The following is a 12,797-nucleotide window of genomic DNA, read 5'->3' on the forward strand; positions in this document are numbered from 1 at the left end:
CGGCCGTCCCTTGCCGTTTCATAAAGCACTTTCAGAGCGGAAGGTCAGAAGTTTGCTCCGTTGGCGCTGCGCATCCTTCGAAGGGCTGCTATGAAGGGCCGAACCGTTCCTGACCCGATGATCGCGATGCCCCGTCCGGCTATTACCGCCTATCCGCTTCTGCCCGGCCGCGTTCACGAGGTGTCCGGCCCCGGTGCCGTGGCCTTCGTGCTGCGGGCCGCGCGGCAGGCGGGGGCGGATCTTCTGTGGGTGCGCGAAGACTGGCAGGCCGACATGCTGCACCCGCTTGGGTTTGCGGGCTTTGATCCGGCGCGGCTGGTAATGGCGATGACCGGGGATCAGAAGGACACGCTGGCCGTCGCCGAAGAGGCCCTGCGCGACGGGGCCGTCGCCATGGTGGCGCTTGAGATCACCGCCCCCCTCAGCCTGACCGCCGGGCGGCGCTTGCAGCTTGCCGCAAGGGCCGGGGGGACGACCGGGCTGTGCCTGATCCCCGAGGGCATGGGCAGCAATGCGGCCGAGACGCGCTGGCACTGTGCGCCGGTCTTCGATCCGGGCGACTCGACTCTGCAATGCTGGCGGCTTATCAAGAACAAATCGGGAACTCTTGGGTCTTGGCATGTTCGATGGGATGCAGAGACGGGTCGTGTCGCTGTGGTTCCCCCGGCTGGCGACAGACCGGGTGCTGAGGACATGCCTGACTGATCGGCCCTTTGTCCTGACGCTGAAGGACAGCAATGCCAACCGGATCCATTGCCTGAATGCGGCGGCGGGGCGGCAGGGGCTTTATCGCGGGATGAGCTTTTCCGACGCGCGGGCCTTTTGCCCCGATCTGATCAGCCGCCCGGCGCGGCCCGATCTGGACGCGCAGTTCCTGACCGCCCTGCGCCGCTGGGCGCTGCGCTGGTGTCCCTGGGTCGCGCGCGACGGCGCGGACGGGCTGGTGCTGGACATCACCGGATCGGCGCATCTGTTCGGCGGGGAAGAGGCGATGCTGGCGGCGATGGGCCAGCGGCTGGCCCGTGCCGGGCTGTCGGTGCGGCCGGGGCTGGGCGATACGCGCGGGGCGGCCTGGGCGCGGGCGCATTACGGCGCGGACGCGGCGCTGGCCGATTTGCCGGTCGAGGCGCTGCGGCTGGATGCCGAAACCGCCGCCGGGCTGAAGCGCATGGGGCTGCGCCGCATCGGTGATCTGTCCGGCACCCCGCGCGCGCCCTTGGCGCGCCGTTTCGGGCCGGGCCTTCTGCTGCGGCTGGATCAGGCGCTGGGGCATCAGCCCGAGCAGATCAGCCCCGAGACCGAGCCGCCGCATTACGGTATCCGCATGACCCTGCCTGAGCCCATCGGGCTGGAAAGCGACGTGATGGCGGCGGCGGATCGGCTGCTGACCCGGCTTTGTGACAAGCTCTGCGCGCAAGAGGCCGGGGCGCGGGTCCTGTGCCTGACGCTGCGCCGGGTCGACAGCAATGCCCAGCAGGTCGAACTGCGCCTGGCCCGCCCGATGCGCGACCCGGCCCGTATCCTGCCGTTGTTTCAGCGCGGCATCGCACAGGTGGAGGCCGGTTTCGGCATTGATCAGGTCCGGCTGGCGGCGGTGCAGGTCGCCCCCCTGCCGGCCGAACAGATCAGCAGCGCCCGCAGCCGCGATCCGGGGCGGCTGGACGACCTGATCACCCGGATCGGAACGCGGATCGGGCTGGAAAACGTGCAGCGCTTCCTGCCCGCCGACAGCCACATCCCGGAGCGCAGCTTCATTATCGCGGCGGCCGCCTGTTCCGAGCCGGACAGCACCTGGATCAGCCCGAACCCGCGGCCGGTACGGATTTTCCCGCCCGAACCGATCGCCGCGACAGGCAATCGGCCGCCCGAACGGTTCCGCTGGCGGCGGATGGCGCTGACCACGGGCCGCGCGACGGGGCCGGAACGGATCGCGCCGGAATGGTGGCTGGATGACCCGAACTGGCGCAGCGGTCTGCGCGATTACTGGCGCGTCGAAACCTTGCAGGGGCGGCGGCTGTGGCTTTTTCACACGCCGCAGGAACCGGGCTGGTTCGTGCAGGGGGAATTCGCGTGACCGAACCTTTTCGCGCCCCCGCCGATGTCGCGCCGCCCGGCCTGCCCGGTCGGCGCGAGGCGTATGCGGAACTCTGCGTTACCTCGAATTTCACCTTCCTGACCGGCGCCTCGCATCCCGAAGAGATGGTGACACGGGCCGCCGAACTGGGGCTGGCCGCCATCGCGATCACCGACCGCAATTCTCTGGCGGGCGTGGTGCGGGCCTATCGCGCCCTGCAAATCCTGCGCGAAAAGGCCGAAGACAGCGTCCGCATCCGCTCGCGACATCGGGTGGACAGTTGTTCGCGCCAGGAAATCGGCACCCCGCAGGACCTGCCCCGTCCCGAGGTCCCGCATCTGCCGAAGCTGATCGTCGGCTGCCGTCTGGTCTTGCGTGACAGCGCCGTCGAATGGCTCGCCCTGCCGACCGACAAGGCGGCGTATCGGCGGCTGGCCCGGCTTTTGACGCTTGGCAAGCGGCGGGCGGGCAAGGGCGACTGCCATCTGGACATGGCCGATCTGCTGGCGGGATGCGACGGCATCCTCCTGATCGCGCTGCCGGGCGATATGATCCGCGCGGCACAGGATATCGGCCGGGTTCGCCGCCGCTATCCCGGCAATACCTTCACCGGGGCGGCGCCGCGCTATGACGGGCAGGACCGCGGCTGGCTGAACCGATGCGCGCGGCTGGCGGCGCTGACATCGGCGCCGATGGTCGCGGTCGGGAATGTCCTGATGCACCGCGCCAGCCGCCGGCAACTGGCCGATGTGCTGACCTGCATGCGGCTGGGCTGCACCATCGACCGGATCGGCCGCCACGCCCTGCCCAATGCCGAGCGTCGGTTGAAGGGCGCCGCGGATATGGCGCGGATGTTCGCCGATCATCCCGCCGCCATGCGCCGCACGATCCAGATCGCGGATCGCTGCTGCTTCGATCTGGGCCAGCTCAGCTATGATTACCCCGACGAGATCGCGGATGGTGGCGAGACCCCGATGGAGCGCCTGACCCGGCTGGCTCATGAGGGTCTCACCCGCCGCTATCCGCAGGGCGCGACCGAGAAGGCAAGGACCTTGATGGCCAAGGAACTGGCCGTGGTTCAGGAGCTGAACTTTCCTGCCTATTTCCTGACCGTCCACGACATCGTGCAATATGCCCGGTCGCAGGGGATCCTGTGCCAGGGGCGCGGGTCTGCCGCCAATTCGATCCTGTGCTATCTGCTGGGCATCACCGATGTGAAGCCCGAGATGATCGGCATGGTGTTCGAACGCTTCGTGTCGCGCCATCGTGGTGAACCGCCCGACATCGACGTGGATTTCGAACATGAACGCCGCGAAGAGGTGATCCAGTGGATCTACCGGAAATACGGCCGCCACCGCGCGGGTCTTTGCGCCACGGTGATCCATTTCCGCTCCCGCGCCGCGATCCGCGAGGTCGGCAAGGTCATGGGGCTAAGCCAGGACGTGACCGCCGGGCTGTCGGGGCAGATCTGGGGCTATTCCAGTGATGGCCCGAACCCGGAGCGTATCCGCGAACTGGGCCTTGATCCGGCAGACCGCCGCCTTGCCCAGACCCTGCGCCTGATTGGCGAGATCATCGGCTTTCCCCGCCATCTCAGCCAGCATGTTGGCGGTTTCGTCATCACCAAGGGGCGGCTGGATGAACTGTGTCCCATCGAGAATGCCGCGATGGAGGATCGCACCATCATCGAATGGGACAAGGACGACATCGACGTGCTGAAGATCCTCAAGGTCGATGTGCTGGGGCTGGGGATGCTGACCTGCATCCGCAAGGCATTCGGACTGCTTGAGGACCATGAACAGCGCGCCCTGACGCTGGCCACCGTCCCGCCCGAGGATGCCGCGACCTATGAGATGTTGCAGGTGGCCGATGCGGTCGGTGTCTTTCAGGTCGAAAGCCGGGCGCAGATGAATTTCCTGCCCCGGATGAAGCCGCGCGAGTTCTACGATCTGGTGATCGAGGTCGCCATCGTCCGTCCCGGCCCGATCCAGGGCGGCATGGTCCAGCCCTATATCCGCCGCCGCCAGGGGCTTGAGGCGCCCGAACCCTTCGGCCCCGCGCTGGAGCAGGTGACGCGCCGCACGCTGGGGGTGCCGCTCTTTCAGGAACAGGCCCTGCAAATCGCCGAGGTGGGCGCCGGGTATAGCGCCGAAGAGGCCGACAAGCTGCGCCGCTCGCTTGCCAGCTTCCGCCGCATGGGGACGATCGGCGAACATCGCGACAAGTTCATCGCCGGGATGGTGGCGCGCGGCTATGCCCCGGAGGTCGCCGCCCGCTGTTTCGGCCAGATCGAGGGCTTTGCCGATTACGGCTTTCCCGAAAGCCATGCGGCGGCCTTCGCGCTTCTGGTCTATGTCTCGGCCTGGCTGAAACGCCATCACCCGGCGGTCTTCGCCTGTGCATTGCTGAACAGCCAGCCGATGGGCTTTTACGCCCCGGCCCAGATCGTGCGCGATGCCCGCGACCACCGGGTCGAGGTGCGCCCGATCTGCGTCAATGCCAGCGCCTGGGACAATAGGCTGGAACGCCGCCCCGACGGCGCGCTGGCCCTGCGGCTGGGCTTTCGCCAGATCAAGGGGTTTCGTGAAGAGGATGCCGCCCGGATCGCCGCCGCGCGTGGCAATGGCTATCGCGACCCCGAAAGCGTCTGGCTGCGCGCAGGCGTCGCCCCCGCCGTTCTGGAGCGCCTGGCCGAGGCGGACGGTTTCGCCGCCATCGGCCTGACCCGCCGCGATGCGCTCTGGCAGGTGCGCGCCATCCGCGCCCCCGCCGCCCTGCCGCTGTTTGACGACCCGATTGACGGTGAGGCGATTATTGAGCCCGCCGTCACCCTGCCGCAGATGCAGATCGGCGAAGAGGTGGTGGAGGATTACGTCGCCACCCGCCTGACCCTGCGCGCCCATCCGATGGAGCTGCTGCGCCCGTCGATGCCGGGCCTGACCCGCCATGATGCCCTGATCGCCGCGCCGCTGCGCCGGACCACGGTCTGCGGCCTTGTCATCACCCGCCAACGCCCCGGCACGGCCTCGGGCGTGATCTTTCTGACGCTTGAGGATGAAACCGGCGTCTCGAATATCGTCGTCTGGCGCAAGGTGTTCGACCGCTTCCGCCGTGCCGTCATGGGTGGCCGCCTGCTGCGCGTCACCGGCACGCTGCAACGCGAAGGCATCGTCACCCATCTGATCGCGCAAGAGATCGAGGACGTCTCGCACCACCTCTCGGACCTCGGTCACCCGATGGATGCCGCCATCGGTCAGACCACGGCCAAGACCGACAGCGCCCCCAAACCCCTGCCTGCGCCGCGCGCCATGCACCCCCGCGATCAGGCCAAACGCCTTTTCCCCAGCCGGGATTTCCATTGAAGGGGAAAGGAGTGGGGATGCGCGGATAAGGCGAAGGGCCGCGATGACCGGCCCCGCCGGATGCTGTCCCCGCGCGGGCGCAGGGTCCGGCAGGGTCTGGTTGCCTGCCCGCCGACCCTATAGCGTTTCGGGTTTGCGCTGACTCAGAATTCGAACTTATTTCGTTCGAATTCCGATACTTGCTTTCCTAACGAAAACCCGAAACGCTTTAGCGTGACAGGCTTTGGGCCAGCCGCATCAGGCGCACCGCCTCGGCCCTGTAGCCGAAGGGATCGTTGCCCCGCGCGTCATTGGCCAGCGCGATGGCCTGATCCCAGCCCCAACCGCCAAGGTATTTCGGATCGCTAAGGAGTTGGCCCATCCCGGCGATGGCGGCCGCGAAGCGGGCGTCGGTATCCGGCGTGGCGGGCGTGGCGGGGATCGGCGTTTCGATCAGGGTCGAGGTCGCGGTGCCGGGCGCTTTGTAGCGCAGTTTCAGGAAGGCAAGCTCATCGCTGCCCGTGCTTTCCGGGCTGGCCGCATAGCGCAGCGCGTCGGTCCGTTGCGCGGGAGAGCCGACGGGGGTGATTTCGTACAGTGCCGTTACCTGATGGCCCGCGCCGATCTCGCCCGCATCGACCTTGTCGTTGTTGAAATCCTCGCGCGCCAGCGCCCGCGTCTCATACCCGATCAGGCGGTATTCGGCGACGGTGGCGGGGTTGAACTCCACCTGGATCTTCACATCGTCGGCGATGGGAAAGAGGGCGCCCGCAAGCTGGTCGGAAAGCGTCTTTTGCGCCTCGGACAGCGTGTCGATATAGGCGGCGGTGCCGTTGCCGTTCTGCGCCAGCGCCTGCATCGTCGCATCGTCCAGATTGCCGCGCCCGAAGCCCAGGACGGAAAGGTAGATGCCGCTGTCGCGTTTCCTGGCGATGTAGCTTTTCAGCGCCTCGGGGTCGGAGAGGCCGACGTTGAAATCCCCGTCCGTGGCCAGAAGGATGCGCCCGGTGCGGCCGTCGGCGGCCATGTCTTCGGCGACCGCATAGGCCTGTTCCAGACCGGCCTGCCCCGCGGTGGAGCCGCCCGCGCCCAGCCGGTCGAGCGCGGCGAGGATCTTTGTCGTCTCGGAGGCGGCAGTGGGGTCAAGGACCAGCCCGGCCGCGCCCGCATAGGTGACGATGGCCACGCGATCCTCAGGGGCAAGCTGGCCCAGCATGAGGCGGAAGGACTGCTTCAAAAGCGGCAGTTTCTGCGGGTCGTCCATAGACCCTGACGTGTCGATCAGGAAGACAAGGTTCAGGGGCGGGCGGTCCTGCACGGCGGGCATCGCGCCCTGAATGCCGATCCTGAGAAGCTGGGTGTCCTTGTTCCATGGGGTCGGGAACAGGCTGACCGAGGCGCGGAAGGGGCCGTCGCCTGCCTGCGGCGCGGGGTAGTCATAGGGGAAGTAGTTCACCATCTCCTCCACCCGCACGGCGCCGTCGGGCGGCAGCGTGCCGCGCGTGAGAGAGGATCGGATGACGGCGTAAGAGGCGGTATCGGTGTCGATAGAGAAGGTCGAAACGGGGTCCTCTGCCGCGATCTTCAGCGGGTTCGGGGTGGCACTGGCATAGGCTTCGGTATCGCGCGTGGGAAGGGCGGCATCGCCGGGGTAAAAGCTTTCGGTCTGGGCGAGCGCGTCCATCGCCGGGGCGGGGGTGGCGGGGGCGGCCATCCGGGCCGCGCCTTCGACGCGCAGGCGTTGCTTGGCCAGCGGCGGGGCGCTTTGCGCGTTGCCTTGCGCAAGCGGCTCGGCCAGCATCATGTCCTGCGCGGGCTGGGGCGCGGGCGCCGCCTGATCGGCCATCTCGGTCTTGACCGCCGCAGTTTCCGCGGCGGGTGCCGCCTTTTCGACCGACAGGGTGGCGGGCTGCACCGCCGCAGGCTCCGGCCGGGTGCGAAGGTCGGGATAGATCACAAGGGCGATGCCGATGGCGGCGACAGAGGCGGTCGCGGCAAGGCCCGCGCGGGTGGTCAGTTTCGAAAGCATCAGGCGTACTCCTCTCAAACGGCCCGCCGGTTCGGGGCGGTCGTTGATAGGACGTGTGGTCGGGGCCGATGCTTGGTGGCGGTCGAAATTTTCCAGCGCCAGCCGCAGCGCACGGGCCTTTGCCCCGCCCTCCGGCGCGGGGGCCGGTTGCAGCGCCTGGCGGAGTTGTTCGAGATCGTCGGTCATAGCATGTCCTCCGCCCGCGCGATGGTCCGCAGGCGCTTTTTCACCTCGCTCATCCGCCAGGCGATGGTGCCTTCGGAGACGCCGAGAACCTCGGCGGCGTCCTTCTGGCTCAGCTCCTCGCCCAGCGTCAGGGCAACCGTATCCCTCAGTTCCGGCGGCAGCTGGCGCATGGTCCGGGTCAGCCAGTCCTGCGCCTGGGTTTCCTCGGCCATCGCCGCACGCCGGTTCACCTCCCAGTCGCCCCAGCCCCCGGCGGCGCGGGCATGGCTGGCGGCGCGGCGGCGGCGGTCATGGGCGGCGTTGACGGTGACGCGGTAAAGCCAGGTGGTAAAGCGCGCCTCGGCCCGGTAGCTGCCAAGCTTCGCGGGCAGGGCAAGGCAGATGTCCTGGGTCAGGTCCTCTGCCTCGCTCCGCTGGCCGGTCAGGCGGAAGGACAGCGCGTGAATACGGTCGTAATGGCGCGCGACAAGGGCGGCGAAGGCCGGTCTGTCACCGTCCCGCGCGGCCTGGGCCAGATCTTCATCTGCGGTTTCCATGCGCATCACGACTGATTGGACGCGCGCCGCCCGTCAATCCTTGGCGGGGTGTTACGTTTTTTCCGTCACGGTGAAATGCGGCGCGGGGATCGAGATCGACCAAAGCACACCGGCGGTGGTGAAATTATACGTCACCTCGGCATCGAGAAGCGAAACGGCAAGGCGTGTCAGCACCGTGTTGCCAAAGCCGCGATGGCGGGGCGGGGCGTCGAAGCTTGGCCCGGTTTCCACCCATTCGATGAAAAGCGCGGGCTCCCCGCCGTCCTCGGCCGGGGTCAGCCGCCAGCGGATTGCCACATCGCCCCCATTGTCGCCAAGCGCGCCGTATTTGGTGGCGTTGGTGCCAAGTTCGTGCAGCGCCATGCCGATGGTCTTGACCGCCTGCGGGCGCAGTTCCACCGCCGGGCCGCCCACCGTCAGACGGGTGTCATCATGCGCGAACAGCGCAAGCTGGGACCGGATCAGCGCGTCGAGGGAGACGGTCGCCCAATCCTCTGACGTCAGGAAATCCGCCGAGCGGGAGAGCGAGGCGATGCGTTCGCCGAACTTCTCGTTGAACTCTTCCATCGACCTGGCCGAGGCGGCGGTCCGGCGATGGATCGCGCTGATCACGGTCAGCATGTTCTTGGCGCGGTGGATGACCTCCTGGGCGACGATCTGGCGCGAGTCCTGATGTTTGCGGATCTCGGTTATGTCGCGGTGGATGTTCGACACCGCGATGACCCGGCCTTCGCTGTCGCGGATCGGCGCGGCGGTGATCCAGACAAGGCGTGGCTTGCCGGTGCTGGTCATCCGCGTCGCCTCGAAGCTGGTCAGCTTGCCTGCGATGATCTCATCCCGGTAGTCGCCGATGCGCTTGGTGAACCCGTCGGGGTAGAGGCGTTCCATCGACTGGCCGATGATCTGCTCCGGGGTGTAGCCGTAAAGCGCCTCGGCGGCGGCATTCCACGTCCTGACCCGGCCGTCGAGGTCATAGCTGATGATCGCGTCGGAGGAGGTCTGAACCAGCGCGCCCAGAAGCTCTGAATCGATCTTCGCGGCGCTGGCAAGGGTCGCCATGGCCCGGCGCGGGGTGATGTCGCGATGGCGCAGCATGACCAGGCGCTGTTTCGGGCTGGGCAGCCGATCGACCTGAAGCTCGAACCAGCGTTCCTCGCCGTCGATGGGGCAGGGGTATTCAAGCGTACTGCCCCGGCCGCTTTCGATTGCCTGCTGGAGTGCGGCGGCGACATGGTCCGCCCCCGCGCCGGGGGCGCGGCAGACGTCAAGGTAGTTCACGCCCAGAAACCCGTTCGTGTCGCCCGCGCCGCCCCGGTCGGCAAAGGCGCACCAGGCGGCATTGACCGCGACGATTTTCCCGTCGGCGTCGATCACCGCGATCTCGTCCTCAACGGCATCCACGATGAGCGAGGGGTCAAAGTCCAGAAACGTCTTCAGCAAGCCGGTATCTCTCGTGCAAGTCGGGCGCCACCGGGCGAAACATTTAGCCAAATCCGGGCGCGGTACAATCTTTCTTCGCGCATGGCCCGTTTTCCGTCCGGGTGGCGGTCGCCGGGCCTTGTCAGACCCGGCGCCTGCCTTCCCCTCTCAGGCGCGCAGGATCGCGTCGTAGAAGTCGAACGCCCCGCCAAGGGTCGAAAGCTTGTCCGCCCCCGTCGAATCGCGCGAGATCGCCATGACCGCATTATAGGTCATCGGGCCGAAGGCGCCGTCGATGGCGCCGTTGTAATAGCCCGCGCGGGCCAGGCGGGACTGGATGTTGCGCCGCTCGCTCAGCGAATAGGTGTTGAAGGCGCGGCCCGCCGGGGTCGTCGAAACGCCCTGCGGGATCGGTTGGGCCGCGGGCGGCTGATAGCGCGGGGTGTCGTAGCTGGGCGTCCCGTAGCGCGACGTTCCGTAATTGGGGCCGGTATAGGTCGGCACGGTGGAGCGCGTGACGGGTGCGGCGCGGTGGCGCTTGTTGTTTTGCACGATCAGCGTTCCGATGGCCCCGGCGGCGAGAAGTGCGACAAGCGCGTTCTGCTCCCGCTCCCCCCAGGCATGGGCCGGTGCGGGCAGCGCGACGGCAAGCGACAGGGTGGCGGCGATGGCCGTGGCGGTGGTGCGAAGGTTGTTCAGCATCTGTCTTTCCCCAGGCAGTGTTGACGTGATGGGGCAAAGATGGCGACGGGGCGGGTGATAGGCAAAATCGGCCGGTGGCTATCCGATAACGCGCCCCTCAGCCGCAGCGAAAAGGGGGCTGCGCGGCCCCCTTTTACGTTCGATATGTGCAAATCCGGCGGTCAGACCGACAGGCAGATGTATTTCATCTCAAGGTAATCCTCGACGCCGTGATGGCTGCCCTCGCGGCCAAGGCCCGACTGCTTGACGCCGCCGAAGGGTGCGACCTCGGTCGAGATCAGGCCGGTATTGACGCCGACCATGCCGTATTCCAGCGCCTCCTGCACGCGGGTAATCCGGCCGATGTCGCGGGCGTAGAAGTAGGAGGCGAGGCCGAAGATCGTGTTGTTGGCCAGCCCGATCACCTCTTCCTCCGTGTCGAACTTGAACAAGGGCGCGAGCGGGCCGAAGGTTTCTTCGGTCGAGACCTTCATGTCGGGCGTGATGCCGGTCACCACGGTGGGTTCGAAGAACGTCCCGCCAAGCGCGTGGCGCTTGCCGCCGGTCACGATCTTGCCACCGCCCGACAGCGCGTCGGCGATATGTTCCTCAACCTTCTCCACCGCCGCTTCGTTGATGAGCGGGCCGGTGGTGACGCCATCGTTCAGCCCGTCGCCGACGTTCAGCTTCTTCACCGCCTCGGCCAGCTTGGCGGCGAATTGGTCATAGACGCCCGCCTGAACGTAGATCCGGTTGGCGCAGACGCAGGTCTGGCCGTTATTGCGGAACTTGGAGATCATCGCGCCCTCGACGGCGGCATCCAGATCGGCGTCGTCGAAGACGATGAAGGGCGCGTTGCCGCCAAGCTCCATGGAGCATTTCATGACCTGGTCGGCGGCCTGACGCAGCAGGATGCGGCCCACCTCGGTGGACCCGGTGAAGGTCAGCTTCCGCACCGCGTGGTTTTCGCAGAACTCCTTGCCGATGGCCGAGGACTTGGTCGATGTCACGACCGAGAAAAGCCCCGCCGGAACGCCCGCCCGTTCGGCAAGAAGCGCCATCGCCAGCGCCGACAGTGGCGTTTCCGCCGCGGGCCGCGCGACGAAACCGCAGCCGACGGCCAGCGCCGGGGCGACCTTGCGCGCGATCATCGCGTTCGGGAAATTCCACGGCGTGATGGAGGCCGCAACCCCGATCGGCTGCTTGATGACAGTGATGCGCTTGTCGCGCTGGTGGCCGGGGATGGTCTCGCCATAGACGCGCTTTGCCTCTTCCGCGAACCATTCCACGAAGGAGGCGCCATAGAGGACCTCGCCCTTGGCCTCGGCCAGCGGCTTGCCCATCTCGGCGGTCAGGATCGCGCCAAGATCGTCGGCATTGGCGACCATCAGGTCATACCACTTGCGCAGCACGGCGGCGCGTTCCTTGCCGGTCCGCGCGGCCCATTCGTGGCGCGCCGCATCGGCCGCCGCGATGGCGCGGCTGGTTTCGTCCCGGCCAAGGTCGGGCAGCTTGCAGATCACGTCGCCGCGTGCCGGGTTGGTCACGGCAAAGGTCGCGCCGTCATCCGCGTCGACCCATTGCCCGGCGACATAGGCCTTTGTGACCAGAAGCGACGGGTCTTTGAGAAGCGACCGAAGATCGGTTACGGAATCAAGCATGGGAATCCTCCTCTATCCTGATTTGATCAAATGCCGGGGCAAGGCGGCAGAGTCCAGCCCGGCGGCAAGGGAAGCTGGCCATGAGATATGACGAGGCCTTCGCCAATGCAAAGCATATTCCTGGCGGTGAAAGCTATGCCGGCCGCTGGGCCGGGGCGGCGGCGGCGTTCCGGGACGGCCCTGGCAACCGCGCCCGGCTTGGGCTGCGCTATGGCGGGCCCGAGGCGGAGTGGTTCGACCTTTTCCTGCCGGAGGGGGCGGCCGTGGGGCTGATGGTCTTCGTCCATGGCGGCTACTGGATGGCTTTCGGGCCGCGCGACTTCTCCCACCTCGCGCGCGGCGCGCTGGCGCGCGGCTGGGCGGTGGCGATGCCCGCCTATACGCTCGCGCCCGATGCGACGATCCCCGCCATGACGCGGCAGATCGCCGCCGCCGTCACCGCCGCTGCGGCAGAGGTCGTCGGGCCTGTCGTCCTGACCGGGCATTCGGCGGGCGGGCATCTTTCCGCGCGCATCGCCTCGGCCGATGTGGCGCTTGCCCCGGATGTCGCCGCGCGGATCGCCCGCGTCGTCCCGATCTCCCCCCTCTCGGACCTGCGCCCGCTGCGGGAGACGTCGATGAACGCCACGCTGCGGATCGATGCCGCTACGGCCCGTTCCGAAAGCCCGGTCCTTCTGCCAAGGCGCCGGGGCGTTGCGGCCCATGTCTGGGTCGGCGGCGCAGAACGACCCGCCTTCCTCGATCAGGCCCGGCGTCTTGGCAATGCCTGGGCCTGCCCGGTGACGGTCGAGGGCGGGCGGCACCATTTCGACGTGATCGAGGGGCTTGAGGACGCGACCAGCCCGCTGATGGCGGCCCTTCTCGGCTGAC

At 67.6% G+C, this 12,797-nt stretch carries 9 protein-coding genes; 4 read left to right on the forward strand and 5 right to left on the reverse strand.

The window, feature by feature from the left end; all coding sequences use genetic code 11:
* The first annotated feature begins 90 nt into the window (after positions 1–90).
* From LX70_RS12780 to LX70_RS12790, 3 genes are read left to right on the forward strand one after another with little or no spacing between them, the layout of a single operon-like run.
* On the forward strand, positions 91–705 hold the full coding sequence (locus tag LX70_RS12780) for an ImuA family protein (protein ID WP_245885075.1): 615 nt from the start codon (positions 91–93) through the stop codon (positions 703–705).
* A complete protein-coding gene (locus tag LX70_RS12785; protein WP_105515321.1) occupies positions 620–2,074 on the forward strand; it encodes a Y-family DNA polymerase in 1,455 nt (484 codons plus the stop codon). The genes LX70_RS12780 and LX70_RS12785 overlap by 86 nt, the downstream gene beginning before the upstream one ends.
* 41 nt (positions 2,075–2,115) lie before the next feature.
* The gene (locus LX70_RS12790; protein WP_211301721.1) at positions 2,116–5,436 is read left to right on the forward strand and encodes an error-prone DNA polymerase; all 3,321 of its coding nucleotides are present in this window, start codon (positions 2,116–2,118) and stop codon (positions 5,434–5,436) included.
* Positions 5,437–5,644: 208 nt separating this feature from the next.
* Here LX70_RS12790 and LX70_RS12795 read toward each other — a convergent pair whose 3' ends face one another.
* From LX70_RS12795 to LX70_RS12815, 5 genes are all read right to left on the reverse strand, one after another.
* On the reverse strand, positions 5,645–7,630 hold the full coding sequence (locus tag LX70_RS12795) for a vWA domain-containing protein (RefSeq protein WP_105515164.1): 1,986 nt from the start codon (positions 7,628–7,630) through the stop codon (positions 5,645–5,647).
* Complete coding sequence (locus tag LX70_RS12800) at positions 7,627–8,166, reverse strand: RNA polymerase sigma factor (protein ID WP_105515324.1); 540 nt, start codon at positions 8,164–8,166, stop codon at positions 7,627–7,629. The genes LX70_RS12795 and LX70_RS12800 overlap by 4 nt, the downstream gene beginning before the upstream one ends.
* A gap of 51 nt (positions 8,167–8,217) precedes the next feature.
* A complete protein-coding gene (locus tag LX70_RS12805) occupies positions 8,218–9,606 on the reverse strand; it encodes a PAS domain-containing protein (RefSeq protein WP_146111599.1) in 1,389 nt (462 codons plus the stop codon).
* Between the two features lie 147 nt (positions 9,607–9,753).
* Entirely contained in the window at positions 9,754–10,287 is a 534-nt protein-coding gene (locus LX70_RS12810; protein WP_105515166.1) for a peptidoglycan-binding protein, read from the reverse strand.
* A gap of 161 nt (positions 10,288–10,448) precedes the next feature.
* The gene (locus LX70_RS12815; RefSeq protein ID WP_105515167.1) at positions 10,449–11,927 is read right to left on the reverse strand and encodes an NAD-dependent succinate-semialdehyde dehydrogenase; all 1,479 of its coding nucleotides are present in this window, start codon (positions 11,925–11,927) and stop codon (positions 10,449–10,451) included.
* Between the two features lie 80 nt (positions 11,928–12,007).
* On the opposite strand from LX70_RS12815, the gene LX70_RS12820 reads away from it, so the two are divergent.
* On the forward strand, positions 12,008–12,796 hold the full coding sequence (locus LX70_RS12820) for an alpha/beta hydrolase (protein ID WP_105515168.1): 789 nt from the start codon (positions 12,008–12,010) through the stop codon (positions 12,794–12,796).
* Position 12,797 lies beyond the last annotated feature (1 nt).

This window comes from Albidovulum denitrificans, assembly GCF_002973535.1.
Lineage (GTDB): Bacteria > Pseudomonadota > Alphaproteobacteria > Rhodobacterales > Rhodobacteraceae > Albidovulum > Albidovulum denitrificans.